The following is a 26,414-nucleotide window of genomic DNA, read 5'->3' as shown; positions in this document are numbered from 1 at the left end:
GTCATCCACTGTGGATGACCGCTCCCGTCCTGTGCGCTGTCAGTCGAGCTCTGATACCGCGGTGGCCGGGGCAGCGGCGGCGCCGACGAGGATCCGCTCCAGCGCGGCGAGCTGGGCATCGATCGACTCGGCGTGCCAGAGCGCGGTGTTGTACTCAGCGCCCAGCTCCAGCTCGTCCCCGCGCCGCAGGGCGGTGTACGAGATGTCGTAGCGGGACGCGCCGCTGGAGACGTACCGCCAGGTCGACGCGCAGCCCGGCAGGTCCAGGTTGATGTCGTCGCCGTCCTGCCAGGCCACGGTGACCTGGACCAGCGGCAGCCGGTTCGCCTCGCGCCGCACCCCGAGCAGCCGGACCACCTCCGGCAGCGGCAGGCCCTGGTTGTCGTACGCGTCGATGGTCACCTCCCGGACTCCGGCGACGACCTCCGCGAACGTGGCCCCGGACGGAACCCGGACCCGCAGCGCCAGCACGTTGACCGAGCACCCGACGAGCTCGCGCGCGTCGGCGCGCTGCCGGTTCTCGGCCGGCGCCCCGACCACGAACTCCTGCTGCCCGGACAGCCGCGACAACAGCACCGCGCACGCCGCCGCGAACACCATGAACGGCGTCGCCGACAGCTCCGCGCCGAGCATCCTGACCGCGCTCATCAGCGGCACCGACGGCACCCGGTCGTAGTGGCCGCCGGCGAAGCTCAGGCCCTCCGGCGGCACCAGGTCGGTGCGCAGCCGAAGCTCCGGCACGCCGCGCAGCGCAGCGGCCCAGTAGTCGCGCTGGCGGTCCCCGGCCGGGCCGGCCAGCCAGTCGTGCTCCCACCGGGCGTACTCGGTCCAGGTCAGCGCGGGCGCCGGCAGCGCGGCCGGCCGACCGTCCCGGGCCGCCCGGTACGCGGCCACCAGATCCCGCCGGAACGTGTAGAGGCCGACCTCGTCCACGCCGATGTGGTGGAACACCACCAGCAGCCGGGCCCGGGCCGGCCCGGCCAGCACCAACTGGGCCCGGACCGGGGGCTCGGTGCGCAGGTCGAACCCGGACGCCGCCTGCTCGCGGGCCATCCGGTCGGCGGCCGCCAGGGCCCGCTGCTCGCCGAGGCCGGTGAGGTCATGCAGCTCCAGCTCCGGGCCGGCGCCGGGCACGACCTGCTGCACGGGGCCATCCGCGGTCCACTCGTACCGGCACCGCAGCGCGTCGTGCCGCGCGGTCACCGCGGCGAACGCCGCCGTGAGCGCCTCCGGATCGAGCGTGCCGGTCAGGTCGAACTCCAGCGGGACGTTGTACGTCGACCCGCCGGGGGCGAGCTGCTCCATCACCCAGATCTGCCGTTGCGCCCCGGTCAGCGGGGCGGGGCCGGGATCGGCGGCGGCCGGTCCGGCGGCGGCCGGCAGCAGGGCGTCCAGCTCGTCGCCGCTGAGCCCGGCCAGCAGTTGCAGGGTCTGCACGGCGTCCGGCTGCCCCCGGCAGATCAACCGGGCCAGACCGTCCACGGTGGGGTGTTCGAAGATCGCCCGGATCGGCGCTTCGAGCCCCAGTTCGTCACGGGCCAACAGGGCCAGCCGGGCCACCATCATCGAGTGGCCGCCGTGCTCGAACACGTCGTCGTGCGGGCCGTACCCGGGGTCGCCGAGTTCCCGGCGCCACAGTGCTAGCAGCGCCGGCCGGACCGTGTCGAGGCCGGGCGGGTCGCCGACGTCCGGCTCGGCACCCGGTTGCCGGGCGGCGGAGGCGTACCGCGGAACGGCGTCCGGTGGCAGCGCGGCCGCCTCGTCCAGCGGCACGGTGATGCCGCCGATGACCGGGAACCGGTCCGCCGGGCCCAGGTCGACGACGACACCACCCGGCCGCCGGTACCCAACCCGGCCGGTGTCCGGGCCCGGCGGGACGAGCACGTCGTCGATGCGCCCGCCCGGGCCGGCGCGGTGCAGCCGACCCAGCGCGAAGTCGGGGGCCACGCAGTCGCCGATCAGCACCTCCCGCTCCGAGCAGGACCGCTCCCCCGCACCCAGCATCGGCAACCGGCCCAGTTCGAGTTCCGGGTCCGCGCACCCGGCACGCAGCACCGCTTCCAGGTGCCGGATCAGGGTACCCACGTACGCCGCCTCGAACAGCGCGTCGTCGTACTCCACCCACAGGGTCACGTCGCCCGGGCCGACCTCGGCCTCGATCAGCAGGTCGAAGCGGGCACGGCCGCGCGGAATCTGCTCCTCGGTGGCCCGCACCGGGCCGAACGGCACGCCCTCGGCCACCTTCGGCGACTGGGTGACCATCACCTGCACCAGCGGCGGGATGCTCGGGTCCCGGCCGGTGAGGCCCTCGACCATGCTGGTGAACGGCACCTCCTCGAACTCCAGCGCGTCCAGCACCGCGTCCGTGGTCTCGGCGAGCAGGCTGCGGAACGACGAGGCCGGGTGCGGACGCAGCCGCAGCGGCAGGGTGTTGGCGAAGAACCCGACCACGTCGTCGAAGCCGCCCGGGCTCCTTCCCGCGCCGGCGGTGCCGATGATCAGGTCGTCGTCCCCGGTGTGCCGGTGCGCCACCGCCGCGAACGCCGCGATCAGCACGCAGGCCGGGGTGCTGCTCTCCCGGATCGCGAAGTCGAGCAGACCGCGGGCGGACGCCGGATCCAGGTCGAACCGCGCACGTTCGCCGTGCTCGGACTTCACCGCCGGCCGGAGCCGTCCCTTGCGCAGGTCGAGCAGTGCGGGGGCGCCGGACAGCCGATCCCGCCAGTACGCCTGCCCCTCGCCGCACTCCCCGCCGGCCAGCGCCGCCCGCTGCCGCGCCACGTGGTCGGCGAACCGGGCGGCCGGCGGTGGCAGCGCCGGCGGTCGGCCGGTCAGCTCGGCCGTCATCAGCTCGTCCAGCTCGGTGCGGATGAGCGTCAACGACTGCCCGTCGGCGACCAGGTGGTGGCACCCGATGAGGAGCAGGTGCTCGCGCGGGCCGAGGCGCAGCAGCATGCTGCGGGTCAGCGGCCCGGCGGCGATGTCGTACGGGCGGTCGGCGAACTCGCGGGCGATCCGCTCGGCCGCCGGCCGGCGCTCGCCCTCCGGCAGGTGGCCCAGGTCGTGCGCCGGGCCGGTGGCCAGCGACAGGGATGTCAGGTACCGGCAGACCGGCGCGCCGTTCTCGGTCGGGAACGTGGCACGCAGCGACTCGTGCCGCTCCGCCACCGCGTCCAGCGCCCGGCCGAGCAGGCCGACGTCGAGGTCGCCGTCCAGCCGCAGCTGCCACAGCTCGTTGTACAGCCGCGCCGCCGGGGACAGGTTCTCGATGAACCAGAGCTGCTCCTGGGCGTACGAGAGGGGCACCGGCCCGGCGGCGACCGTCGGGGAGTCGAGCATCACGTCCTCCTCGTCCTCAGCGTGGCCGGGCGGCCAGGATCTTGGTGACCGAATGCGTGTGCGGCTCCGGCACGTCCGCGTGCGACGAGATGATCGTGATGTCCTCGACCCGCAACAGTTCCCAGCCGGTGTACATGCGCAGGTACTCCTGGTGCGCGGGCAGCAGCCGGGGCGGATTGACGTGCCGGTCCAACTGCTGCGCGCGGTCGTTGAACGAGCAGAGCACGTGCACCCCGCCCGGCCGGGTCGCCGCCTGGAGGTTCCGGACGGTTCGCCGGGCCTGGTCCAGGCTGGAGTTCCAGTGCAGCACGCTGTCGCAGACCACGACGTCGTACCCGCCGCCCGGGACGGCCAGCGAGACGTCCGCCGTCCCCCAGGTGATCCGCGGCTCGTCCGGCCAGAGCCGGCGGGCGTGCTCCAGGGCCAGCTCGGAGATGTCGACCGCGTCCACGGTCGCGCCGGCTCGGGCCAGGAAGACGGTGTTGCGGCCCTCGCCGCAGCCGGCGTCGAGCGCGCGGGCGCCGTCCAGCGTGACGTGACGGTCCAACGCTTCGACGTACGGCTCCGGCTCGACGCCCCACAGGCACGGCGTCAGGGCGTACCCGTGGTCGCAGCCTCCGGCGTTAACGGCCGGGTCGCTGATCGCGGCGGTCATCGGTTCTCCTCCGGAGTGATCTCGTCCAGGGTGCGGACCTTGGGCACGGGCGAGAAGATCAGCCACAGCAGCGCCAGCGGCGTGCCGACGGCCGAGATGTACAGGGCGTTGTGCAGGCCGATCCAGTCGCCGAGCAGGCCGGCGCCGACCGCGCCGATCGGGATCACGCCGATGGTGACGAACCGGAAGCTGGCATTGACCCGGCCACGCAGTCGGCTCGGCGTGATGGTCTGGCGCATCGTGATGCTGGTGATCGCGGAGATCACGATGCCGAGTCCGACGATCAGGTAGACCGCGCCGAAGAGCACGGCCTGCACCGGCTTCGGCCCGCTGATGAACGGCAGGGCCACCATCGGGGCGACGGTCAGCGCGGTCGACCAGACCAGCGCCGGGCCGACCCCGATCCGGTCCACCAGCTTGCCGGTGATCAGGGCGCCGAGGGTGCCGCCGACGCTGCCGACGGCGAAGACCACCCCGATGACACCGGCGCTGAGGCCGACGTCGCGGCTGGCGTACACCAGGAACAGCACCATGACGATCTGGGAGAAGAGGTTGAACGTCGCGGCCTCGGCGGCCAGGGCGCGCAGGTGTGGGTTCCCGAACGTGGCGACCAGGCCCTCCTTGATGTCCCGGAAGACGCCGCGGAACCCGCCGGTGTCGCCGCGGATCAGGTCGTCCTCGGACTCGCGGTGCCGCATCGCGCTGAGGCTCAGCGCGGACAGCAGGAAGCTGAGCGCGTCCACGGCGATCGCGAACGGGGCGCGCAGCACCTGCACCAGGATGCCGCCGAGACCGGGGCCGACGACGCCGGCGATCTGCTGGGTGCCCTCCAGCTTGCTGTTCGCGTTGATCAGCCGGTCGTTGTCCAGCAGGGACCCCACGAACGCCGGGTACGCCAGGTTGAACACGACGGTCAGGCAGCCGACCACGAAGGCGGCGACGTACAGGATCGGCATCGACAGGATGCCGCCGAGCGCCAGTAGCGGGATTATCCCGAGCGCGAGGAAGCGGCCCAGGTCGGCCGCGATCATCAGGCGGCGGCGGCGCATCCGGTCGACCAGGACGCCGGCGAACAGGGTCAGCACCAGCCCGGCCAGGTCCTTCAGGCCGCTGAGGATGCCGATCTCGGTGGCCGACGCCCCCAGGAAGACCAGGGCGGTGAACGGCAGCGCGATCTCGGTGATCTCGCTGCCGATCGTGGACACGCCCTGCCCGAACCAGAGCAGCCGGAAGTCACGCTTGGAGTGGTCGCGCGGTGGGGCCGGCTCGGGCGGCGGGGTGGTCGCGGGTGCGAGTTCGGTGATCATCGGTGAACCTCCTGGCGAACGGATCAGGCCGCTGCCGCGGTGGCAACGGCAGGCACGCCGGCGCAGCGGCGCAGCTTGTCGAGGGCACGGCCGGGGTCGTCGGCGACGACGGTGAGCCGTGAGGTGGCGAAGACGCCGCCCGCCGGGTCGCAGACCGGGTCGCCCCGGTACGGCATCTCGGCGGCATGGCCGGTGGCGGCGACGTCGCCGCTGACCGTGTGGTCGTCGTACAGCGCGAAGATCGGCAGCCCGGTGGCCATCGCGGCCAGCCGCATGGTGCCGGAGACGCGCGGGTTGATCTCCAGGACCCGGGCCACGCCGTCGGCGGTGACCAGGTACTCGATCTCGATCAGGCCGACCGCGTCGGCGGAGACGGCGAGCGCCCGCGCGTCGTCGCGCAGCCGGCGTTCCAGGGCCGGATCGATCGAGTCGTACGGGCACAGCCGCAACCGGCGCCAGGGCGGCACCAGCGCGGTCGAGGTCGGCCCCTTCCAGATCGGCGGCAGGGTCACCACCCGCTCGCCGTCCCGGAAGACGACCATCGAGTACTCGACGCCGTCGGCGTACAGTTCGGCGATCTCGTCCGGGGCCGGAGCGCGGTTGCTCAGCCGGGCCAGCACGGTCCCGCGGCTCTGCGTGCCGTGCCGGTCCTTGATGACGACGAGCGGGTCCCCGGCGACCCCGGGCAGCCGGTTGCCGGTCGTCCAGGGCAGGCCCGGGCAGCCGCGGGCGTCGAAGAACTCCTTCATCAGGAGCTTGTCCAGCCCGATCCGGGTGGCCCGGCCGGACTGCGCGATCGGCCGGAACCCGGATCCGGCGAGTGCCTGCGCCAGGGTCCGGTCCCGGTAGAGGGTGTCGTGGCCGGAGTGCAGCACCACCCGGCGGGAGCCGATCCGGGACAGGGCGTCGCGGACCACGCCGACGTCGACGGCGGGCGCCTCGCCGAGCACCAGGGTGCGGTCCGGGCCTCCGGAGCCGAGGAAATGCGGAAACCAGACGCCGACGCTGGCCGGCATGACCAGGTGCGCGGCTGGTTCGGTGGAACGGATCATCGGACTCCTCCCGCGGCCGCACGGGTTCCCGGTACGACCGCTGTCGCAGCGGACGGGGCCGGCGGGCGGGCCGACCCCAGCCGGTCGAGGGCGGCCCGGAACGCGGCCCGGTACGGCTCGACCAGCGCTCCGGCGGTGTCGTTGAAGTACGGCCCGGGCAGGCTGACCCAGCCGTCGTGCAGCGCCTCGGCGACCGGCAGGTCACCACGACGGTGCCGGAAGTGCCGGGCCAGCACGTCCGGCGGGTACGGGCGCCGGTGCCCGGGCTCGGCGCCGGTGAAGATGCTGCTCAGGTGCAGCGGCCGGGTGGCCGGCACGTCGGCCTTGACACCCTGTCGGCGCAGCGCCGCCACGAGGTCGTCCCGGCTGAACCCGGCCCGCTCGGGGTCGACGGTGACGACGACGTCGTACCAGCCGCCCATCGTCACGTGCGGGGCGATCACCGGACCGGTCAGCCCGGGGTGCGCGACCAGCGGCTCCAGCAGCCGGTACACGTTGGCGCGTTTCGCGGCCACCAGCTCCTCGATCCGGTCCAGGTGGCTCTGCGCCAGCACCGCCGCGGGCGGGCTGATCCGCAGGTTGCCGCCGAGCCCGACGTCGGCCAGCCGGCGCAGCCGCGGATCGTGCACGGTGCGTTCGCTGCGCTGCTTGAAGGCGGTCAGCAGGCAGGCCAGGTCGTAGTGCCGGGAGTCGCGGGCGAGCAGCACCCCGCCCATCCCGCCGGAGACGAGTTTGAGCCCGCCGATGCTGAAGACGGCGAGATCGCCGAAGGTGCCGACGGGCCGGCCCCGGTACGTGGACCCGTGCGCATGCGAGCAGTCCTCGACGAGGGCGAGCCCGCGCCGCCGGCACAGGGCGGTGATCTCGTCCATCGGTGCCGGGTGCCCGAACAGGTGGGTCACCGCCACCGCCCGGGTCCGCGGCGTGACCGCCCGCTCGATTCTCGCCGCGCTCACCGTGCCGTCCGGACCCTCGCTGTCCACGAGTACCGGCACGGCGCCGAGCAGGAACAGCGGCGAGGCGGTGGCGAGGAAGGTGAACGTCGGCACGATCACCTCGTCGCCGGGCCCGAGCCCGAGCGCGAAGTACGCGGCCAGCAGGGCGCTGGTCCCGGAGTTCAGGGTGAGCGCGTGCCGCCCGTCGTGCCGTCGGGAGAACGCCGCCTCCAGGCCGGCGATCTCCGGCCCGTGGTCGTAGTCGAAGGAGCGGCCGCGCCTGATCAGCTCGGCGGCCCGGTCGGCCGCCGCGCGGTCGTAGACCGGCCAGCGCGGCGGGTGCGGGATGACGACGGGATCGTCGGTGCCCATGACGGCCTCCTAGGCGGCGACGGCTGCCGGCGCGGCCACCGGGCGCGCCGGGACCGGGACGAGACAGGCCCGGACCCGCGCGAGCAGACCGGCCGGGTCGGCGTGGACGAAGAAGTGACCGGCGTCGAATGTGTCGAGGACGAAGTCGCCGGACGTCTCCACGTCCCAGGCGGCCATCCGGTCCGGTGACGCCTCCGGGTCGGTGCGCCCGGCGAAGGCGTGCACCGGGCAGGACAGCGGCGGGCCGGCCGGGCGGGCCGCGGTCTCCACCACGGCCAGGTCGGCACGGACCGCGGGCAGCACCAGCCGGCGCAGTTCGGCGCTGTCCAGCACCTCGTCCGGGGTACCGCCGAGCCGGCGCAGGTGGGCGATCAGATCGGGTTCGCTCAGGTGGTGCGCGGCCGGGCCGGGTGGCGCGGCCGGGCCGGGCGAGGCGGCGACGAACAGCCGTTCCGGCGGTCGGCCCGCTGCGGAGAGGACATGCGCGACGTGGTGGGCCACCCGCGCGCCCATGCTGTAGCCGAACAGCGCGTACGGCCGGGCCGGCTCGGCCCGCATCGCTCGGGTGAGCCGATCGACCAGGGTGGACATGGCGGCCACCGGCGGTTCGCCGATCCGGTTCTCCCGTCCCGGCAACTGCACCGCGACAACCTCGGCGACACCGGTCAGGCCGGCACCCCAGCCACGGTAGAGGGAGGCGCTGCCACCGGCGTACGGCAGGCAGTACAGCCGCATCGGCGCCTCGGGGTCTCGTTGGTGGATCCGGAACCAGGGGTTCATCGCTCGCCCTTCCCCGCGGCGGCAAGGACCGCGGTCGTGTGTTCGGTGTCGGGGCCGGCCGTCAGGCGCCGGTGTCCGGCGGCCCGCCACAGCGCGGCCGGCCGGCCCAGGCTGGTCGCCTCGGTCCCGGCCAGCCGGTAGTAGTGCTGGATCGCGGCGTCGCCGGTGAGCCCGTACGTGCCGTGCAGGTGCAGCGCCCGCCGGGTGACGCCGGTGGCCGCCTCGGCGGCGGCGGCGAGGGCCTGGATCGCGGCCAGCTCCGGTTCGCCGTCGGCAGGCGGCCAGCCGCACGGCTCGTCGGCCGCGGAGTCCGGGATACCGGCGGTGTCCCGGTCGGCCAGCCAGGCGGCGTACGCGGTCAGCAATCGGGCCTCCTCGATGTGGACCAGGTCGGCGGCGAGGATGAAGCCGGTGGCCTGGAAGGCGGCGATCGGTCGGCCGAACTGGCGTCGCTCACCGCTGCGCCGGACCGCCAGTTCGTGCGCGCCGGCTGCCAGACCGACGAGGTAGCCGGCCTGACGGATCCGCGCGCGGACCAGCGCGCCGCCGGCCGGGGGCGGCGCCACGGCCGGTGGGCGCGCGCCCCCGGCGACCTCGGCTGCGGCGGACGGCCCGGTCTCCGCGGCCAGGCACCCGGACCGGTACGTGTCGCACGCCGCGACCCGTCCGAGCTCCTCGGCCACCACGACGCCGTAGCTCAGCCCGAGTCCGAGCCCACCGGCGGCCGGCGCGATCTCCAGGCCGTGCAGACCGAGCCGGCCGAGCAGGTCGTGCACGTCGCCGCGCGGCGGTACGTCGTGCAGCGCCCGGCGCAGCGCCGTGCGCAGCTCGTCCTGCAGGGCGTCGGGCAGCGGCCTCATCGCGCGCTCCCGGACAGGGACCCGGCGATCAGTTCGAGCATCACCTCGGAGACGCCGGCCGAGATGGTCAGGCCGGGCGCCTCCCGCCAGGCCGATTCGAGGCAGCGGGCGCGGCCGGTGGCCGGGGCGGCGGCCGCGCCGTGCAGCGCGGCGCCCCACTCGGCCACCGCGGCGGCGGACTCGCTGGTGTGCAGCTTGGCCATCGCCGCGAACACCGGGTCGAAGCGGTCCTCCTCCAGCCGGGCCAGCGCGGCCCAGGCGAGCAGCCGGGCGGCGTCGGCGCGGGCGCCGTGCCGGCCCAGGTCGGCCAGGCTGTCGGCGGCGTCGCCGGGGGTCAGGGCGGCGCGGGCGGTGTCGTACCAACGGGCCGCCTTGAGCGCGTAGTCGAGCCCGGTGCGTTCCATGGCCAGCGCCGTGGTGAGCGCGGCCCAGCCGGCGCCCGGTTCACCGAGCACATCGGACTCCGGGACGAACACCGCGTCGAGGTCGACCCGGTGGAAATGCTCATCGGCGAGGCTGGGTATCCGCGCCACGCGGACGCCGGGCGCGTGCAGGTCGATCAGGACGAGGGTGATGCCGTCGTAGCGGGATCCGGGGTCGCCGGTGCGCACCGCGGCGAGCGCCACGTCGCAGAGGGCGGCCTTGAGGCTGTAGATCTTCGTGCCGCTCACCAGGTACCCGCCCGGCGCCGGCTCGGCCCGGGTGGTCAGCGCGGCCAGGTCGGACCCGGCCTCCGGCTCGGTGTAGAGCACGCAGGCGAACCGCTCCCCGGCCGCGAACCGGGGCAGCCAGCGTTGTTGCTGGTCCGCCGTGCCGATGGCGCGCAGCACCGACCCGACGATCTGGACGGTGTTGATGTGCAGGGTGTCCGGGACACCGGCCCGGGACAGTTCCTCGGCGACCACCGCGAGGGTCATCGGTCCGCCGCCGAGGCCGCCGAACTCGGCGGGCCAGTCGGGGGCGAGGACGCCGGCGGCGCCGATCGCCCGGTAGAGCGGGCGTTCGTCGGGTTCGCCGGTGCCCGCCGCGAGGTCGTCGATGGCGCGGCGGACGCCGGGCGTCGCCAGTACGGCGCGAACCCGGGCGCGCAGTCGGCTCTGGTGCGAGTCGAATCCGAAGTCCACGGCCACCTCCTTTCTCTAGTGAACCGGAGATTACTCCAGTAAAGTTCGCTCTGTCACTCCCGTAAACCCGATTTCCTGAGGAGGAGCGGTGACTGTTGACAACGAGCTGCTGCGCCGGCTCAGCCGCATCCCGGCCGACCGGCGGACGAGCTTCCTCACCGGACTGCGGGCGGCCACCGCGCCGCCGGCGCCGCCACCGGACGACATCGAGACCCTGATGCGCGAGTGGGCGCCCGACGAGATCCCGCGCACGCCCCGCACCCTCAGCGAGGTGTTCGCCGAGACGGCCGCCCGACAACCCGGCCGGGTCGCGGTCGTCGACGGCGCCGGCCGCCGGACGTACGCCGAGCTGGCCACCGAGGTCGAGCAGCTGGCCGCCGCCCTGCGCGCCCACGGCGTGGACGCGGAGCGCCCGGTCGCGGTCCTCACCGGACGCGGCGACGCACGGGCGGTCATCGGGATCCTGGCCGTGCTGCGGGCCGGCGGGTACTGGGTGCCGATCGACCCGGGCAATCCGGCCGAGCGCATCGCCGCGGTGCTGCGCGACGCCGATCCCGTCCTGGTCCTGGCCGACGCCGGCACCGAGCCGGTGCTGCCACCGGACGGTCCGCCCGTGTTCCGGCTGGACCGGCCGTGGCCCGCCGCGCCCCCGCTCGCCGCCTCGCCCGGGCACCCGCACCGGCTGGCATACGCCATCTACACCTCCGGCAGCACCGGCGTGCCCAAGGCGGTGCTGCTCGAGCACGCCGGCGCGGTGCACTTCGTCGAGACCGTCCAGCGGATGTTCGGGCTCACGCCCGAGGACCGGATCATCCAGTACGCGTCGCTGGGCTTCGATGTGTCGGTGTTCGAGATCTTCGCCGCCCTGCTGACCGGCGCCGCGCTGTACCTGCCCGGCGACGACGAGCGGCTGTCGGTGACCGCCCTGTCTGCCGCGCTGCGCCGGGAACGGATCACCGTCGTGGACCTGCCACCGGCCATCCTGGACCTGCTCGACCCGGCCGGGTTCCCGGACCTGCGGGTGGCCTTCGTCGGCGGCGAGGCGTTCACCGGCGAGCTGACCACCCGGTGGGCGCGGCACTGCCGATTCCTCAACGGGTACGGCCCGACCGAGTGCACGGTGACCGTGGTGGCCAAGGAGTGCACCGGCGAGTGGACCACGTCGCCGCCGATCGGGCGGGCGATGGACAACCACGTCGCGTACGCCCTCGACGAACGGCTGCGCCCGGTGCCGGTGGGTGAACCGGGCGAACTCTGCATCGGCGGTCCCGGCCTGGCCCGCGGGTACGCCGGCCGTCCCGGCCCTACCGCCGACCGGTTCGTCCCGGACCCCTGGGCCCGCCATCCGGGCGACCGGCTGTACCGCACCGGTGACCTGTGCCGGTGGACCGCCGACGGCGACCTGGTCTTCCTCGGCCGCAACGACCGGCAGGTACAGGTCCACGGGCACCGGGTGGAGCTGGGCGACGTCGAGTCGGCCCTGGTCCGCACCGACGGGGTACGGCAGGCCGTGGCCACCACCGAGGACGACGGCCAGCTCGTCGCCTACATCGTGCCGGTCACCGCGCCGGCCGACCTGGCCGCGATCCGCGCCCGGGCGGCCGAGCTGGTCCCCCGGCACATGGTTCCGGCCCTGCTCGTCGAGGTGGACGCGATCCCGCTGACGGTGAACGGCAAGACCGACCTGGCCGCGCTGCGCCGGATCCGGCCGGCCGGTGGCGACGACGGTGCGGCCGAGCTGAGCCCGACCCAGCGGCGGTTGCGCGACACCTGCCTGCTGCCGGTGCTCGGGCCCGTCGCCGCCGGCCCGGACGACGACTTCTTCGAGCTGGGCGGGGACAGCATCCAGGCGATCCGGCTGCTGTCCCGGGTACGCGAGGAGTTCGACGCCGAGATCCCGCTGAGCGACTTCCTCCGCGAGCCGACGCTGGCCTGGCTCGCCGGCACGGTCGAAACGGCCGCGACCGCCGGACCGGGCAGCGACCTGGATGCCATCCTCGCCGGACTGGCGGACCTCTCCGACGACGAGGTCGAGGCGATGCTCGCCGAGTGAGCGCCGGACGGTGACGGGCGGCGGATCCCGGATCGGGGTCCGCCGCCCGCCATGTCGGTACGTCTCAGAGCGATAGCGAGGTGAGGGCGCGCTCGACGACGGCGACGCCGCGCAGGAAGTCGTCGATGCGGATGTGCTCGTCATCGGAGTGGTCGAGCCGGCTGTCCCCCGGGCCGTACGTGGCCATCGGCACCGACCAGACCTCGCTCAGGGTGTTCATGTCCGAGGTGGCGGTCTTCACCTTGGCGCCCGGCTCCCCGCCCTCGGCCCGGATGGCACCGCTGAGCGCGCGCACCACCGGGTCGCTGCGCCGCACCCGGCAGGCGCGTACCGCGCCCCGCACCGTCACGGTGGCCGCCGGGACCCGGGCGCGCACGGCGGCGACGCAGGCGTGCACGTCGAATCCCGGCGGGGTCCGGACGCTCATCTCGGCCTCGGCGTGCTCCGGGTCGCCGCGCAGCAGGGTCAGCGTCGCCGCCGGGTCGGCGAAGTTCCGGTGCGCCGACGCCGGGTCGGCCGGGTCGGCGCCGATCTCGTCCAGCAACACCGCCCAGGCCCGGGCGGCAAGTTCCACCGCCCGCGGGTACGGGGCGCTCGGGTGTGCCCCCGGGCAGTCGGCGCGGACCCGCAGGTCGAGCTTGCCCTTGTACCCCAGCACCACATCGGACCACCCGCTCGGCTCGCCGATGATCACGGCGTCCGGGCGGGGCAGGGTGTCCCTTACCGCCATCGCGCCACGGGAGCCCGGCGTCTCCTCCTCCACCGCACCGACCACGGTCAGCCGCCCCCGGAAGCCGGTGGCCCGCGCCGCCCCGCAGGTGAGCGCCGCCATCGGCCCCTTGGCGTCCACCGCGCCCCGGCCGTGCACCGCGTCGGCGGTGACCCGCAGGGGCGGCCCGCCGGGCACCGTGTCGATGTGCCCGAGCAGCAGCACGGACGGCCCGGGACCCCGGTCCAGGACGCCGACCGCGTTGCCGGCCGCGTCCAGGTGCGCGGCGAACCCCAGCCGGTGCAGGTGGCCGACCAGGCAGGCGGCGACCTCGTGCTCGGCGTACGACGGCGAGGGAATCGCGACCAGGTCGGTCAGCAGGTCGACGGGCGAGGTCACCGGGCACCGACCAGGGTGCCGCCGCCGGCCAGCGCCGCGCGTACCGGCTCGGGACCGGAGCCGGCGGCGACCACCACCCGCGGCACTCCACCAGCCAGCGCCTCGCGCGCGGCGACCAGCTTCAGGGCCATGCCGCCGGCCGCGTACGCCGGCAGGGTGTCTCCGACGGTCACCGCCGGGAGCACCGAGCCCGGGTCGTCCGGGTCGGTCTGCACGCCGGGCGCGCCGGTGAGCAGCACCAGCGCGCGGGCCCGGAGAGTCGCCGCGATCGCCGCCGCCGCCCGGTCGGCGTCCACGTTGACCGGCGCGCCGTCCTCGTCCGCGGCCGGCGGGGACACCACCGGCACCACACCGGCACCCAGCATCGCGAGCAGGACGGCCGGATCGACATGTTCGAGGCGACCGGCGTGCTGGTCGTGGACCACCACCCGGCGCCCGCCGGACACCGCCCGGACCGCACGTTTGCGCCGGGCCCGCAGCAGACCGGCGTCCAGGCCGGTCAGCCCGGCCGCCGGCACCCCGTGCCGGGCCAGGCCGGCGACCAGCCGCGGCTTCACGATTCCGGCCAGGGCAAGCTGGACGACCTCCAGCGTCGCCGCGTCGGTGTAGCGGGTGGTCACGCCGTCCGGCGAGACCAGTTCCCGGCGCGGCACGCCCAGCCGGGCGGCGAGCCGGTCGATCTCCGCCGACCCGCCGTGCACCAGCACCACCGGGGTGCCCGCGACGTGTAGGGCGGCGACGTCGGCGCAGACCGCGGCCGCGTCCACCCCGGCGTTGCCGCCGCACTTGACCACCACGACGTCCATACCCGCCTCCTAGACCGGATGCAGTCCGGTGAAGCCGAGGCCGAGCTCCTCCGGCCAGCCCATCCGGATGTTCAGGCACTGCACGGCATTGCCGGCGCCGCCCTTGACCAGGTTGTCCAGGGCACCGACGGCGGTGACCCACCCGTCGACGCAGTCCACCACCGGGCCGACGTCGCAGAAGTTCGAACCGGCCAGGATCTTCGGGTCGGGCAGCCGGAACGTACCTCGGCGCTGCGCCACGATCCGGACGAACGGCTCGGCCGCGTACGCCCGCCGGTACGCGTCACGCACCTCCCGTGGCCCGGTACCGTCGCGCAGCCGGGCCCGGCACAGCACCTGGACCCCGCGTACCGCCTCGACGCCGGTCGCGGTCATCCGGCACGGATGTCCGGTGGCCTGCGTGATCTCGGCCTGGTGCCGGTGCCGCAGCGGCGCGAACACGCGCATCGCGCCACTGCGCTCGGCGTGCGCGTCGCCCGGCCCGCCGCGGGCGCCGGACCCGCTGGAGCCGGTCCGGGCGTCCACCGCGACCTCGCCGTCGATCAGCCCGTCGGCGGCCAGCGGGTGCACGGCGAGGATCGCCGCGGTGGCCATGCAGCCGGGCACGCTGATCCGGTCAGCGCCGGTCAGCCGGTCGCGATGCAACTCGGGGATCCCGGGCGTGAACGACTCCAGCAGGTCCGGCGCGGTGTGCGCGACGCCGTAGTGCTCCCGGTACACCAGCGGGTCGCGCAGCCGGAAGTCGCCGGAGAGGTCGAGCAGCACCTTGCCCCGGTCCAGCAGGCGGGGCAGCAGCGCCATCGTCTCGGTGTGCGGCGCGGCCACGAAGAGTACGTCCGCACCGCTCAGCGCCTCCGGATCGGTGAACGTCAGCCGGGTGCGGCCGCGCAGATTGGGATGGGCCGTGTCGACCGGCCGCCCGGCCAGCCGCGCCGACGTCACGGTGGTGAGCTCGATCTCCGGGTGGCCGAGCAGCAGCCGGACCAGTTCGCCACCGATGTACCCGGAGCCGCCGATCACCGCCGCGGTCGTGGTCACGACGCACCTCCGACGATCCGGTCCACGATGGTCGCGGCGATGTCGAGCCCGTCGTGCGCCCGCTGCAGCCCGGCGAACTCGACCCGGTGGTTGACCTCGAGCACCAGCACCGCGCCGGACCGGTCCTCGGCCAGGTCGACCCCGGCGATGTCGGCGCCGGTGGCCTCGGCGGCCCGAACGGCCAGCTTCTCGGTGTCCGGGTCGAGCACGCACGGCTCGGTGCGACCGCCCCGGGAGACGTTGGTACGCCAGTCGTCGGCGTACCGGCGCATCGCCGCGACCACCTCGCCCCGGACCACCAGCGCACGCAGGTCGTGACCGGGCTTGTCCACGTACTCCTGCAGATAGACGACCCGGGCCTGTGGCGATGGCTGGGCCGCGACGTGCTCCAGCACGGTGGCCGCCTCCTCGGCGTCGCGGACCCGGGTGACGAGCCGTCCCCAGGACCCGATGAGCGGCTTGAGGACCACCGGGAAGCCCAGCTCCGCGGCTGCCTCGCCGGCCGCCGCCGGCGAGGCAGCCAGCACGGTGCGCGGCGCCGGCAGACCCGCCCGGGCCAGCGCCAGGCTGGTCAGCCACTTGTCGCCACAGGTCTGCACGCCGGCGGCCGAGTTGACCACGGTCATCCCGGCCGCCTCCAGCATGGTGGCCGCGTAGCGGGCCCGGACCTGGCCGATCTCCCGGTTGAGCACGAGCCCGCCCGGGCCGGTCGGGCCGGACGCCGCGCGGTGCAGCGCGTTGGTGTCCAGCACCTCTGCCGCGTGCCCGCCCCGCCGCAGGGCGGTCAGCAGGCACTTCTCGTCCGGCCCGACCCGGGAGGCCAGCACCAGCACCGGGTCGCGACCAGCGCGGGCGGTCACTCTCCCCAGTCCTCGGCGACCTCGGGCGCGAGGGCCACCAGCAGCGGCGCGGTGCTGACCACCTCGAGTTCGCCGCGACACTCGGCGCACTCGAGGATCTCGTGCAGCACCGGCTCGGCCGGCGCGGTCACGGTCTCGAAGCATTCGGGGCAGGTGGTCGTCACTTCGGTCCTCCTCAGCGGTCAGAACTTCGCGAACAGTGGCGGGGTCAGCGGTCAGAACTTCGCGAACAGTGGCGGGGTCAGCGGTCAGAACTTCGCGAACAGTGGCGAGTCGAGCCCGGGCCGCAGCGCCGAGCGAGCGGCGCGGGCGATCCCGGCCGCCGTGATGCCGAGCGCGTCGAGCAGCTCCTCCTGGCTGCCGACCGCCGAGACGTACATGTCGCCGACGCCCATCCGGACCAGCCGAGGGCCCGGTTGGGAGGCCAGGAACCCGGCCACCGCCGAGCCGAGGCCACCCTCGCGCCAGTGCTCCTCGACGGTCACGACCGCCGTGCATCCGCGGACGGCGCCCGCGATCGCCGCGTCGTCCAGCGGTTTCAGCGTGTGCACCTGGACCACGCGCGCGTTCACCCCGTCGGCCGCAGCCAGTGCCTCGGCCGCGGCCAGCACCCGCAGCGTCGGCAGCGGGCCGCAGGCCAGCAGGCACACCTCGGTCCCGTCGCGCCGCACCTGCGGTACGCCGATCCGGGGTGCTGGCGCCGGCGGGAGGTCCGGAGTCGGCTTGCGGCCGAGCCGCAGGTAGACCGGACCGTCGTAACCGTGCGCCTGGTCGAGCAGGGCGACGGCGTCGGCCGCGTCGCCGGGGACCAGTACCGTCATCGACGGCATCGCGCGCATGACGGCCAGGTCCTCCAGCGCGTGGTGGGTGGGTCCGAGATGCCCGGCAGCCAGGCCGCCGTGGGTCGCGGCGATCCGGACCGGGAGGCGGTTGTACGCGATGTCGATCTTCACCGCCTCGGCGGCACGGCTCGCGGCGAACGCGGCCATCGTGTTCACGTACGGCAGCCACCCGTCGTGGGCCAGTCCGGCCGCCACCCCGAACAGATTCTGCTCGGCAATACCCAGGTCCAGGTAACGGTCTGCGGCGGTACCGAAGTCGGCGCCGGTGAACAGGCCGGTGTCGGAGTCCAGGCAGATCACCCGGGGGTCGTCCCGCATCCGGGCGATCAGCCAGTCGCGGTACGCGTGCCGGGTGGCGACCGGCGCCGCGACCGGGGAAGTCACGACGCCTTCCGGAGGCTGAGGTCCCGATGGGCGCGGGCGGCGACCCGGGCCGACAGGGCGGTGTAGTGGGCGCCGATCCGGTTCTCCGCGGCCGGTACGCCGTGGCCCTTCACCGTCCGGGCGATCACCACGCCGGGCCGGCCCGCGGTCCACGGCGCGGTGCCCAGCGCCGCGCGCAGCTCGTCGTGGTCGTGCCCGTCCACCTCCCGGACGTCCCAGCCGAAGCTGCGGAAGCGCTCGCCCAGCGGCTCCATCGGGCAGATCCGCTCGGTCGGCGACCCGAGTTGCAGGCCGTTGCGGTCGACCACCGCGACCAGGTGGTCCGCCCGGGTCGAGGCAGCCGCCATCACCGACTCCCAGCACGAGCCCTCCTGCAACTCGCCGTCGCCGAGCAGGACGTAGGTGCGCCGCCGCGGCCCGAACCGGCGGCCCGCCTCGCGCAGCCGCGCGGACAGGGCCAGGCCCAGGCCGAGGGCGAGCCCGTGGCCCAGGGATCCGGTCGGCAGCTCCACGCCGGGGACCGCCCGGGTCGGATGGCCGAGCAGGCGGCTGCCCCGCCGGCCGTACCCGGCCAGCTCCGCGGGGTCCAGGAAACCGCGCTCGGCCAGGGTGGCGTACAGGGCGATGGCCGCGTGCCCCTTGCTCAACAGGAAGATGTCGCGCCCGGGGTCGTGCGGCTGATCCGGGTCGACCCGCAGGACGTCGAAGTACAGCACGCTCAATATGTCCACACAGGACAGCGAGCCGCCGAGATGGCCGCCGTCGCCACCGGCGCACATGTCGACGACGTGGTGCCGGATCCGGGCGGCGGCTGCCTCGGCCTCGGTCGCGGTGGTACGGCCGGTGGCTGGTACGGCGAGGACGGTCATCGTGCCCTCGCCATGCTCGCCACGGTCGGCAGGTTCGCCCAGACCTTCTCGAACGCGTCCGCGTACCGCTCCAGCGCCGGTCCGGCGTCCGGGTGCAGGTGCCGCTTCTGCAGGGTCAGCGAGTCGTCGATCACCGCGCTGGTGACCGGGGTGGGCAGTGCGGGCGCCGGCACGGCGTACGACCAGGGCACGCCACCGCCGAAACCGACGCGGTCGGTGAAGACGGGCTGCTCGGGGAGCGGCCGGATCTGGTATCGCGACATGGGGACTCCCTCGGCGTGCAGCAGGCGGTGTACGGTCCGGCGCAGGGCACCGGGGGTGACGTCGGGCAGGCCGGCGGCCTCCGGGTCGAGCCGGAACCGCAGGATGTGCCAGGCATGGGTGCTGCCGGGCACGACGCGCGGCGGTGTCAGCCCGGGCAGCGACCGCAACCGGTCGAGGAAGGCGGCCACCTGGCGCTGCCGGGCCGCCTCGTACGCCGGGAACCGATCGAGCTGGGACAGCGTGAACGCGGCCTGGACGGAGCTCATCTTGTGGTTCCAGCCGAGCCGGTGGGACAGGTAGTCCCGGTCGCGGCCGGGCTCGATCACCTCGCCGAACTGCCGCACGGTGCGGGCCCGCGCGCCCACCGCGGCGTCGGTGAAGGTGACCAGGCCACCCTCGCCGCAGGTGGGCAGGTTCTTCGTCGCCTGCAGGCTGAACGAGCCCGCGTCGCCCAACTGCCCGACCGGCCGGCCCCGCCAGGTGGCGGCGTGGGCCTGCGCGGCGTCCTCCACCACGGCGAGGCCGTGCCGGGCGGCCAGCGCGCCCAGCCGGTCCATGTCGGCCGGCTGGCCGTGCAGGTGCACCGGCAGAATCGCGGCGGTCCGCGGGGTGATCGCCGCCGCGACGGAGTCCGGGTCCAGCGTGAAGCTGACCGGGTCGATGTCGGCGAAGACCGGCACCGCGAGCTGGTGCAGCGGCGCGAGGGCGGACGCGACGAAGCTGAGCGCCGGCACCACCACCTCGTCGCCCGGCCCGATGCCGAGCGCGGCCAGGGCGAGCGACAGCGCGGTGGTGCCGTTCGACACGGCGACACAGGCTGGCGTGCCGCAGAGCTCGGCCCAGCGGTTCTCCAGCCGGCTGACCGCGGTCTCGCCATCCGCGTTGGACACCAGATGGTCGTCCAGCACGGCGGTGACGGCGGCCCGGTCGGCGTCGGTGATCACCGGCCAGGGCAGGTTGCGCAACGCCCGGGGCACGGCCGGGGCGCCCCCGAAGGCGGCGAGCACGTCCGCGGCACGCTGGCGGATCGGAACGGACAGGGCGGTCACGGTGCTCTCCTTCGCGGTCGTGGTCATCGGAGGTCGACGGCGGCCCGGCCGAGGGCGGCCTGCGCCTCCTGGTACGCCCGCTGCAGGCGGCCGAGGTGGTCCCGCAGCGGGCCGGCGCAGCCGGCCAGGTCGTCGCGGCCGTGCGCGGCCGTCACGCGGACCGCGGTCCAGCGGTGCGCCACCTGCTCGACCCGGCGGCCGGCCTCGGCCAGGGCGGGCCGGTCCCAGCGGGCGCCGAGGGTGCGCAGCAGCTCGCCGTGCAGCGACGCCTGGGCCTGCATGCCCCAGCCGAACGTGTACGCCTCGGCGAGCAGCTCCGGGGTGGCCGCCGTGCCGGTCCGCGCGCAGTACCGGTGCAGCCCGTCGGCGCCGGTCCAGGCGTGCGCGGACGGCGCGGCGAACGCGGCGGCGTTGGCCTCCAGGGCGAGTCCCAGGCGACCCGGGTCGAGGGCCGGGATCGTGGCCGGCAGGCGGACGTCGAGCCAGCGGCCGCCACTGGTGACCGGGCCGCTGAAGAAGACGTCCTGCTCGTCGTCCACCCCGGCGGCGGCGCAGCTACGCAGCAGCACCTCGGCGGGTAACGGGCCGGCGAAGTCCGGGGGCATGGCGTCGGACACCGCCACGGTGCCGGCCGTCTCGTCCACGTCGTACACCACCAGGAGGTGGGCGGCGTGCACGTCGTGGTACGCGGGCCGGAACGGCAGGTGGTAGTTGTCGACCGCGACCACCGGCAGCCGCCCACCGGCGAGCGCGTCTCGCCACTCACCGAGCGGGTCGGCCGGGTCGATCGCCCGCCAGCGCGAGGTGACGTCGTGCAGCGGCAGCAGGCTCCCGGCCAGGTCGCCGGGGCGGCGGCAGGGCCAGTAGTACTCCTCCGGCCGCACGTCGCCGGGGTGGTACCGGAACTCCCAGCTCAGCCCGAGCACCTCGAGCGGATCGTGGCCCGCTTCCAGCAGCAGGGTGGCCAGGGTGGACTGCAGGCAGCTGACCGGGTCGCGGTACCACTGGGTGACGCTCCGAACGCAGGTCATACCGCGTTCGCCTCCTCCCGGGACGGGCACAGGGTGACTGCGAAGACGTGCAGCGCGACGTTGTGCGGCAGGCGTAGCCGGCGCAGCTCGGCCCGGCGGGTCACCGGCACGCGCTGGCACCAGATGTGCGCGGTGACCCCGGGCTGGACGTGCTGCGGGTAGTGCATGACCGACGTGGCGACGGCCTCCTCCTCGCCGAACACCGCCGAGGCGGCCCAGAAGTCGGAGACCCGCACCGCCTCGAAGTCCACGCTGCCGTCGGCGAAGTGCAGGGCCACCTCGTCCTCGACCCGTCGCTCCCCCGCCGCGAGCAGGCAGCACCAGTCGTACCGGCCGGGCGGTACCGTCACGAGCTGCCCCTCGCAGCGCACGTTGTCGGGCCGGCCGGGCCCGGCGGCGGGGAACGCGAAGCGGACGCCGCCGGCGGTGACCGGGCGGCCCAGTGGCAGCTCCTCGCCGGGCAGCGAGTTGCGCCAGACATTGAATCGGCCGCGGCCGGTGTCGCTGGCCGGGGTGATGCCCGCGTTGTTGAGGTGTGCCGCCAGCTCGATCGGGACCTGCTCCCGCATCGGTGGTGCTCCTTTCCGCGTCGTGGCGTCCGGGACAGTCAGGCGACCAGACCCAGTGAGGGTTCCCGGGCGGCGGTGGCCGCGCCGGCCAGCCGGGCCGCGATCACCTCGGCCACCGCGACGACCGGCAGGTTGGTGTTGCCGCGTGGCGACACCGGGATGACCGAGGCGTCCGCGACGTGCACGTTGTCCAGGCCCCGGACCAGCCCGTCCGGGCCGGTCACCGACATCGGGTCGGCGTCGGGCAGCATCGCGGCGGTCCCGGTGGGGTGCCAGTAGCCGCGGACCGTGGCCTCGACGTGCTCGACCAGCTCGTCCCGGTCGGTCGCGTCCGCGCCGGGCAGCAGCTCGGCGGCGAGCAGCCCGGCCAGCTCCGGGGTCGCGGCCAGCTCGCGGGCCCGCTCCAGCCCGTCCAGGATCACCGCGAGGTCGTGGCCCTCCGGGTCGGTCAGGAACCGCGGGTCGATCTCGGGCGGCGTCTGCGGGTCGCGGCCGCGCAGCCGGACCCGGCCGCGCGAGCGCGGGGTCATGCAGAAGGCCTGCAGCTGGACGTGGTACCCGGCGCGACCGGGACGGGTGGGGTCGTACTGCGGGATCGGCAGGATGAACTCGTCCCAGCCGCCCGGGTCGCAGTGCGGACTGCGTGCCTTCCACAGCACCTGGCTGGGGAAGAAGTCGTGCTCGGCCGCGAACGCGCCGGTGGCCGCGATCAGGTCGTCGGAGGCGGCGAAGGTGAGCCCGGAGCCGACGTGGTCGGCCAGGTTCGCGCCGACGCCGGGCAGGATCTGGACCGGCGGGATCCCGTGCCGGGCCAGCTCGTCGGCCGGTCCGACACCGCTGCGCAGCAGGACCGCCGGGGTGCCGTACGCACCCGCGGTCAGCACGACCCGGTCGGCCGCCACCGTGACCGGCACACCGTGGCGGTGGCCGAGTACGCCGGTCGCCCGGGCGCCGGTGAAGAGCAGCCGGTCGACCGGTAGATCCGCCTCGATGGTGAGACCGGGCAGCCCGCGCAGGCCGTCCAGATACGCGAAGCCCGTGTTCCAGCGCACCGACCCGTGGATGTTGACCCACGGCAGCCCGGCTCCGTCGATCGCCGTGGCGTCGTTGACGTCGCCGAGCATCGCCACGCCCAGCCGGTCCGCGCCGGCCAGTGCGGCGCGGGCCACCGGAGTGAGGGCGTCCGCCCGCACCCGCCGCGGGGCCAGCACCGCCTCGGCGCGGGCGACGGCGGCTCCGACCTCGGCCGGGGTCCAGTCCCCGCCGCTGCCGGCCACCCATTCGGCGGCGTCGAGCGGGGTGGGCCGGACGCACCAGCAGCCGTTGTGCGCCGAACATCCGCCCAGCACCCGGGCCCGGGACGTGGTGATCTCCCCGTGCACGTCCCAGTCGTGCGAGGTGGGCAGGATTCGCGGGTCGAGCAGGTCGGCGGGCCACCGTCCGGCGCCGAGCGGGCCGTAGTCCGGCCCCGCCTCGATCAGGCACACCGAGGCGCCCGCCGTCACCATCCGGGCGGCGACGACCGCGCCGGCGCTACCGCCGCCCACCACCGCCACGTCGAAGTGACGGGACGCCTTCCCCGCGCCGGTCACCAGCCCGCCTCCGCCCCGCTCAGGGCGCGGCTGAACCGCGCGCAGATTTCGTCGCACTCGGCCGCGGTCACGATCAGCGGCGGCATCAGGTCGACGACGTTGTTGCCGGTGTGGATCAGCAGCCCGTGCTCCTCGCAGGCGAAGCGGAGCGACTCGCACCGGGCGGCCGGCCACGGCACCCCGCCGGTGGCCAGTTCGATGCCGAGCATCAGGCCGCGACCGCGGATGTCCACAATCGACGCATGCCGCTCGCGCAGCGTCTCCAGCCGGTCCCGCAGGTACGCGCCGACGACCGCGACGTGGTCCAGCAGGCCGGCGTCGAAGACGTCGAGCACCGCCATCCCGGCCGCGGCGCCGAGCGGGTACCCGTCGCTGGTCGAGCCGTGCGGGAAGCCCTCCCGGGTGGGGCTGCCGAGCAGCCGGGCGGCCAGTGCGGAGCCGACCAGCATGGCCGACATCGGCAGGTAGCCGCCGGTGATGCCCTTACCGAGCAGCAGCAGGTCGGCGTGCACCCCGTCGGCCAGCGAGCGGGACAGTGCCCCGGTGCGGCCAAAGCCGGTGGTGATCTCGTCCACGACGAGCAGCGCGCCCCTGCGACGGCAGAGCGCGGCCAGGCCGGCCAGGTAGCCGTCCGGTAGCGGCCGCACGTCGGTGCCGAGAACCGGCTCGACGATCACCGCGGCGACGCGGTCCGGGCCGAGCCGGTCGAACTCCGCGGCGACGGCGGCGCATCCGGTGCCGGTGTCGTCCGGGCCGGGCGGGTCGACGTGACTGACCCCGGCCATCAGCGGTCCGCAGGCGCCGTGCACGTGCGGCTCGCCGGTGACCGCGCCGGCCGCCACGCCGGCGCCGTGCCAGCTGCTCTTCAGCGCGATGATCCGGTCCCGGCCGGGCGTCCCCTCGATCCGGCTCAGGTACCGGCTGAGCAGCACCGCGCCCTCGACCGCCTGGGCGCCGGACTGGTACAGCTTCACCGTGGCGTAGTCACCGCCGACCCGGTCCAGCAGCCGCTCCGCGTAGTCCATGGTGATCTGCGGCGGCTGTTCGAAGCGGATGGTGACGCCGGCCGGGAGGGTCCGCAGTTGCGCGGTGACGGCGTCGATCACCGTGGGGTGACGGTAGCCGAGAGCCACGTTCCACATCCCGGCCCGCGCGTCCAGGAACGTGCGGCCGGCCCGGTCGGTCACCCAGACGCCGGCGCCGCTGACCTGCTGGGCGTCCTCGTCGAGCAGTTCGGCGGACACGGCGAGCGGAGTGATCCCGTGCCACAGGCCGATACGGCCGGGCGGGGCTTCGATCTCAACGGACACTGCTGTTCCTCTCGATGGCGATCCGCCGGTCCCGCAGCCGCTGGTAGAACGGCCGGTGATGGGCGTCGAAGGCGGCGAGCACGGAATGGTTGGCCACGGTGTCCGGATATTCGGCCGGTACCGGGCGGAAGCCGTCGGTGGCGCCGGTGCGCACGTGCCACCGGCTGGTGCGCTGCCACTGCGGCAGCAGACCCGGTGACCAGGACAGCGTGTCCGGCCGGAAGTCCCAGCCGACGGCGGCGCAGACCGCCGCGACGGTGCCCGGCGGATCGGTGACGAGGTCGTCGGAGTCGACCACCACGGCCGCCCCGCCCGCGGCCGTGACCGCGTCGTGGATCTCGGCCAGTCGCTCGAACCCGACCTCCGGGCTGGTCAGCCGCGGGTTGAGGGCGAAGTGCGAGGCGATGGCGGCCGCCGGGTCACGGATCAGGAAGATGTGACTGACCCGGCGCAGGAAACCGCGGTCGGCCAGCAGGCCCGGGTAGCGGAAGTCGGTGGTGTCCTTGAAGAAGACAGGCCCGTCCGCTGCCAGCCGTTCGATCCGCGCGATCAGCTCGGCCTCGCCGCGCACGGTCTGCCCGGCGACGACGTACGCCCCGAAATCGGTGAGCTGGGAGAACGGCTCGTGCAACACCACGTGGTCGCCGCGCTCGGCGATCATGCGCAGGAAGGCGGTCGATCGTGACCGCGGCGCGCTCCACAGCGCCACCACGGATGGACCGCCCCCGGTGCGTCCGGACATCCCCATCACCTCCTCAACTCCAGTTAAGCTATGATGACTCCAGTAATCTGCTGCCGTCAACACCTAGATTTCGCCGAGGACGGGCGATTCGAGTCCCTCAACAGAGCGGCGTAGCGATACAGTGGTAAACATCGGACTTAGTGACTGGAGTCGACAACACCGATGAAAGAACTTGTGGTGGGTCAACCGGAGTTTGGTAACCGTCTGCGCAACCGCCGCATCGAGATGGGCCTGTCACAGAAGGCCCTGGCCGGCGACAACATGACGCCGAGCTACATCTCGCTGCTGGAGAACGGCAGCCGGGTGCCCAGCCTCGAGGTCGTGATCCGGCTGGCCCGGCTGCTCGACGTCACCCCACAGGAGCTGCTCGGTTACGAGGTGGAAGGACTCGGCGGCGGCCGCGGCCGGGAACCGTCCGAACTCGTCGCCCAGGTCGAGATGCGCCGTCTCGCCGAGATGGGCGACCTCGCCGGGGCCCGCAAGCTGATCGAGGAGAAGCTCGCCGGCGCGCGCCTCACCGGCAACGACGAGGCCGGTCTGGCGTACGGCATCGAACTGCTCAAGGTCCTGACCGATGCCGGCGACCAGGAGGAACGACTCGCCCTGGTCGACGAGCTGCGCCGGATCCCCAGTGTGGACCGCTCCCCCGCCATCCAGGTCGTGCTGGCCGCGCACAACGCGTCGATCCTGCGCGAGATGGGCCGGTTGGCCAGCGCGCAGAAGGCCGCCCAGGAGGCGGTGGAACTGGTCAGCAAGGGCGAACTGAGCGGCAGCAGCGAGCACGTCCAACTGCTCGGCATCCTCGCCTCGATCGAGGTCGAGACCAACGCCTTCGACGCCGCCGAGCGCACGATCGAGGAGATGATCCGGCTGGCGAACGACGGCGGGTACGCAGGTGTCCTCGGCCGGACGCACTGGATCGCCAGCATGGCCTACTCCCGGATGGGCCGCCCGGCCCCGGCGTACGAGCACCTCCTGGCGGCACATCGGACCCTGGTCTTCGGCACCATGACCCTGCACGACTGGCTCCGGTTCTCCCGGTTCACCGCGTCGGTCCTGCTGGAGGGCGGGCACGACCTCGAAAAGGCCCGCGACTGGATCGACTCGGCCGAGCTGAACGCGCGCCTGGCCGGGCTCGAGCCGGACCGGTTGGCGGCGCAGCGCGAGCGGGCGCACTACGAGCTCACCGCCGGCAACCCGGCCGAGGCGGCCAGGCTCTACACCGAGCTGCTCGAACGGCCGCAGCAGGTCAACGGCAGCGAGACGGTGATGGCGCTCGCCGGGCTGAGCGACGCGCTGCAACGGATCGGCCGTATCGACGAAGCCATCGAGTGGCAGCGCAAAGCGGCGGAGCGCTACGAGGCAGACGGCAACTACCGGCGGGCTGCCGAGTCCTGGCGCAAGATCGACGCCTTGCGCCAGCAGGCCGCCGCCCGGGGCTGAGAGGTAGATGTACGGTCGCCCCACGCGCCG

General features: G+C 74.4%; 23 protein-coding genes. 2 read left to right on the top strand and 21 right to left on the bottom strand.

All coding sequences use genetic code 11. The features are described from left to right. Window positions 1–39 precede the first annotated feature (39 nt). The 8 genes from ACQEVC_RS27810 to ACQEVC_RS27775 are packed head-to-tail and all read right to left on the bottom strand — an operon-like array spanning window position 40 to window position 10,424. Complete coding sequence (locus ACQEVC_RS27810) at window positions 40–3,339, bottom strand: condensation domain-containing protein (protein ID WP_432883101.1); 3,300 nt, start codon at window positions 3,337–3,339, stop codon at window positions 40–42. 16 nt (window positions 3,340–3,355) lie between these two features. After that, window positions 3,356–3,994 carry a class I SAM-dependent methyltransferase gene (locus tag ACQEVC_RS27805; RefSeq protein WP_432883098.1) on the bottom strand — a complete coding sequence of 213 codons (639 nt, stop codon included), beginning with the start codon at window positions 3,992–3,994 and terminating at the stop codon, window positions 3,356–3,358. Further along, on the bottom strand, window positions 3,991–5,301 hold the full coding sequence (locus ACQEVC_RS27800; protein ID WP_432883095.1) for an MFS transporter: 1,311 nt from the start codon (window positions 5,299–5,301) through the stop codon (window positions 3,991–3,993). The genes ACQEVC_RS27805 and ACQEVC_RS27800 overlap by 4 nt, the downstream gene beginning before the upstream one ends. A 23-nt stretch (window positions 5,302–5,324) precedes the next feature. Continuing rightward, window positions 5,325–6,353, bottom strand: a complete 1,029-nt coding sequence (locus ACQEVC_RS27795) for a hypothetical protein (RefSeq protein ID WP_432883093.1) — start codon at window positions 6,351–6,353, stop codon at window positions 5,325–5,327. Further along, window positions 6,350–7,660, bottom strand: a complete 1,311-nt coding sequence (locus ACQEVC_RS27790; RefSeq protein WP_432883090.1) for a DegT/DnrJ/EryC1/StrS family aminotransferase — start codon at window positions 7,658–7,660, stop codon at window positions 6,350–6,352. Before ACQEVC_RS27790 ends, ACQEVC_RS27795 begins: the two co-directional genes overlap by 4 nt. A 9-nt stretch (window positions 7,661–7,669) precedes the next feature. Further along, window positions 7,670–8,440, bottom strand: a complete 771-nt coding sequence (locus tag ACQEVC_RS27785; RefSeq protein WP_432883087.1) for a thioesterase II family protein — start codon at window positions 8,438–8,440, stop codon at window positions 7,670–7,672. Then, window positions 8,437–9,300, bottom strand: coding sequence for an acyl-CoA dehydrogenase family protein (locus tag ACQEVC_RS27780; protein ID WP_432883085.1), 864 nt, complete (start codon window positions 9,298–9,300; stop codon window positions 8,437–8,439). The genes ACQEVC_RS27785 and ACQEVC_RS27780 overlap by 4 nt, the downstream gene beginning before the upstream one ends. After that, window positions 9,297–10,424 carry an acyl-CoA dehydrogenase family protein gene (locus ACQEVC_RS27775; protein ID WP_432883082.1) on the bottom strand — a complete coding sequence of 376 codons (1,128 nt, stop codon included), beginning with the start codon at window positions 10,422–10,424 and terminating at the stop codon, window positions 9,297–9,299. Before ACQEVC_RS27775 ends, ACQEVC_RS27780 begins: the two co-directional genes overlap by 4 nt. 88 nt (window positions 10,425–10,512) lie before the next feature. Between ACQEVC_RS27775 and ACQEVC_RS27770 the strand changes: the two genes are divergently transcribed. After that, entirely contained in the window at window positions 10,513–12,477 is a 1,965-nt protein-coding gene (locus ACQEVC_RS27770) for a non-ribosomal peptide synthetase (protein ID WP_432883080.1), read from the top strand. Between the two features lie 64 nt (window positions 12,478–12,541). Here ACQEVC_RS27770 and ACQEVC_RS27765 read toward each other — a convergent pair whose 3' ends face one another. The 13 genes from ACQEVC_RS27765 to ACQEVC_RS27705 form a co-directional block, all read right to left on the bottom strand. Next, window positions 12,542–13,585 (bottom strand): M20/M25/M40 family metallo-hydrolase, encoded by a 1,044-nt coding sequence (locus ACQEVC_RS27765; protein ID WP_432883078.1) that lies wholly within the window; start codon window positions 13,583–13,585, stop codon window positions 12,542–12,544. Next, on the bottom strand, window positions 13,582–14,391 hold the full coding sequence (locus ACQEVC_RS27760; protein WP_432883076.1) for a [LysW]-aminoadipate kinase: 810 nt from the start codon (window positions 14,389–14,391) through the stop codon (window positions 13,582–13,584). The genes ACQEVC_RS27765 and ACQEVC_RS27760 overlap by 4 nt, the downstream gene beginning before the upstream one ends. Window positions 14,392–14,400: 9 nt before the next feature. Further along, window positions 14,401–15,429: an N-acetyl-gamma-glutamyl-phosphate reductase gene (gene argC / locus ACQEVC_RS27755; RefSeq protein ID WP_432883074.1), complete on the bottom strand. Its 1,029-nt coding sequence runs from the start codon at window positions 15,427–15,429 to the stop codon at window positions 14,401–14,403. Next, window positions 15,426–16,289: a RimK family alpha-L-glutamate ligase gene (locus ACQEVC_RS27750; RefSeq protein WP_432883071.1), complete on the bottom strand. Its 864-nt coding sequence runs from the start codon at window positions 16,287–16,289 to the stop codon at window positions 15,426–15,428. The genes argC and ACQEVC_RS27750 overlap by 4 nt, the downstream gene beginning before the upstream one ends. After that, window positions 16,286–16,453 (bottom strand): lysine biosynthesis protein LysW, encoded by a 168-nt coding sequence (locus tag ACQEVC_RS27745; RefSeq protein WP_203855675.1) that lies wholly within the window; start codon window positions 16,451–16,453, stop codon window positions 16,286–16,288. The genes ACQEVC_RS27750 and ACQEVC_RS27745 overlap by 4 nt, the downstream gene beginning before the upstream one ends. 84 nt (window positions 16,454–16,537) lie before the next feature. After that, complete coding sequence (locus ACQEVC_RS27740) at window positions 16,538–17,515, bottom strand: transketolase family protein (RefSeq protein WP_432883067.1); 978 nt, start codon at window positions 17,513–17,515, stop codon at window positions 16,538–16,540. Continuing rightward, window positions 17,512–18,384 carry a transketolase gene (locus ACQEVC_RS27735; protein ID WP_432883065.1) on the bottom strand — a complete coding sequence of 291 codons (873 nt, stop codon included), beginning with the start codon at window positions 18,382–18,384 and terminating at the stop codon, window positions 17,512–17,514. The genes ACQEVC_RS27740 and ACQEVC_RS27735 overlap by 4 nt, the downstream gene beginning before the upstream one ends. Beyond that, complete coding sequence (locus ACQEVC_RS27730; protein ID WP_432883062.1) at window positions 18,381–19,697, bottom strand: DegT/DnrJ/EryC1/StrS family aminotransferase; 1,317 nt, start codon at window positions 19,695–19,697, stop codon at window positions 18,381–18,383. Before ACQEVC_RS27730 ends, ACQEVC_RS27735 begins: the two co-directional genes overlap by 4 nt. Before the next feature lie 23 nt (window positions 19,698–19,720). Continuing rightward, window positions 19,721–20,728, bottom strand: coding sequence for a BtrH N-terminal domain-containing protein (locus ACQEVC_RS27725; protein ID WP_432883060.1), 1,008 nt, complete (start codon window positions 20,726–20,728; stop codon window positions 19,721–19,723). Continuing rightward, entirely contained in the window at window positions 20,725–21,297 is a 573-nt protein-coding gene (locus ACQEVC_RS27720) for a hypothetical protein (protein WP_432883057.1), read from the bottom strand. The genes ACQEVC_RS27725 and ACQEVC_RS27720 overlap by 4 nt, the downstream gene beginning before the upstream one ends. A 38-nt stretch (window positions 21,298–21,335) precedes the next feature. After that, window positions 21,336–22,889 (bottom strand): GMC family oxidoreductase, encoded by a 1,554-nt coding sequence (locus tag ACQEVC_RS27715; RefSeq protein ID WP_432883054.1) that lies wholly within the window; start codon window positions 22,887–22,889, stop codon window positions 21,336–21,338. Next, a complete protein-coding gene (locus ACQEVC_RS27710; protein WP_432883052.1) occupies window positions 22,886–24,199 on the bottom strand; it encodes an aspartate aminotransferase family protein in 1,314 nt (437 codons plus the stop codon). Before ACQEVC_RS27710 ends, ACQEVC_RS27715 begins: the two co-directional genes overlap by 4 nt. Then, window positions 24,189–24,941, bottom strand: coding sequence for a hypothetical protein (locus tag ACQEVC_RS27705; protein ID WP_432883049.1), 753 nt, complete (start codon window positions 24,939–24,941; stop codon window positions 24,189–24,191). Before ACQEVC_RS27705 ends, ACQEVC_RS27710 begins: the two co-directional genes overlap by 11 nt. Window positions 24,942–25,103: 162 nt before the next feature. Between ACQEVC_RS27705 and ACQEVC_RS27700 the strand changes: the two genes are divergently transcribed. Further along, complete coding sequence (locus ACQEVC_RS27700; RefSeq protein ID WP_432883046.1) at window positions 25,104–26,384, top strand: helix-turn-helix domain-containing protein; 1,281 nt, start codon at window positions 25,104–25,106, stop codon at window positions 26,382–26,384. Window positions 26,385–26,414: the final 30 nt, after the last annotated feature.

This window comes from Plantactinospora sp. CA-294935, from assembly GCF_050936445.1.
Taxonomy (GTDB): domain Bacteria; phylum Actinomycetota; class Actinomycetes; order Mycobacteriales; family Micromonosporaceae; genus Plantactinospora.
This window is presented reverse-complemented; position numbering and strand designations above follow the sequence as displayed.

What these genes read in the sequence shown, in the direction of transcription:
- ACQEVC_RS27810 (WP_432883101.1), bottom strand. Translation starts at nt 3,339, where the DNA reads ATGCTCGACTCCCCGACGGTCGCCGCCGGGCCGGTGCCCCTCTCGTAC.
- ACQEVC_RS27805 (WP_432883098.1), bottom strand. Translation starts at nt 3,994, where the DNA reads ATGACCGCCGCGATCAGCGACCCGGCCGTTAACGCCGGAGGCTGCGAC.
- ACQEVC_RS27800 (WP_432883095.1), bottom strand. Translation starts at nt 5,301, where the DNA reads ATGATCACCGAACTCGCACCCGCGACCACCCCGCCGCCCGAGCCGGCC.
- ACQEVC_RS27795 (WP_432883093.1), bottom strand. Translation starts at nt 6,353, where the DNA reads ATGATCCGTTCCACCGAACCAGCCGCGCACCTGGTCATGCCGGCCAGC.
- ACQEVC_RS27790 (WP_432883090.1), bottom strand. Translation starts at nt 7,660, where the DNA reads ATGGGCACCGACGATCCCGTCGTCATCCCGCACCCGCCGCGCTGGCCG.
- ACQEVC_RS27785 (WP_432883087.1), bottom strand. Translation starts at nt 8,440, where the DNA reads ATGAACCCCTGGTTCCGGATCCACCAACGAGACCCCGAGGCGCCGATG.
- ACQEVC_RS27780 (WP_432883085.1), bottom strand. Translation starts at nt 9,300, where the DNA reads ATGAGGCCGCTGCCCGACGCCCTGCAGGACGAGCTGCGCACGGCGCTG.
- ACQEVC_RS27760 (WP_432883076.1), bottom strand. Translation starts at nt 14,391, where the DNA reads ATGGACGTCGTGGTGGTCAAGTGCGGCGGCAACGCCGGGGTGGACGCG.
- ACQEVC_RS27735 (WP_432883065.1), bottom strand. Translation starts at nt 18,384, where the DNA reads ATGACCGTCCTCGCCGTACCAGCCACCGGCCGTACCACCGCGACCGAG.
- ACQEVC_RS27725 (WP_432883060.1), bottom strand. Translation starts at nt 20,728, where the DNA reads ATGACCTGCGTTCGGAGCGTCACCCAGTGGTACCGCGACCCGGTCAGC.
- ACQEVC_RS27720 (WP_432883057.1), bottom strand. Translation starts at nt 21,297, where the DNA reads ATGCGGGAGCAGGTCCCGATCGAGCTGGCGGCACACCTCAACAACGCG.
- ACQEVC_RS27705 (WP_432883049.1), bottom strand. Translation starts at nt 24,941, where the DNA reads ATGTCCGGACGCACCGGGGGCGGTCCATCCGTGGTGGCGCTGTGGAGC.
- ACQEVC_RS27700 (WP_432883046.1), top strand. Translation starts at nt 25,104, where the DNA reads ATGAAAGAACTTGTGGTGGGTCAACCGGAGTTTGGTAACCGTCTGCGC.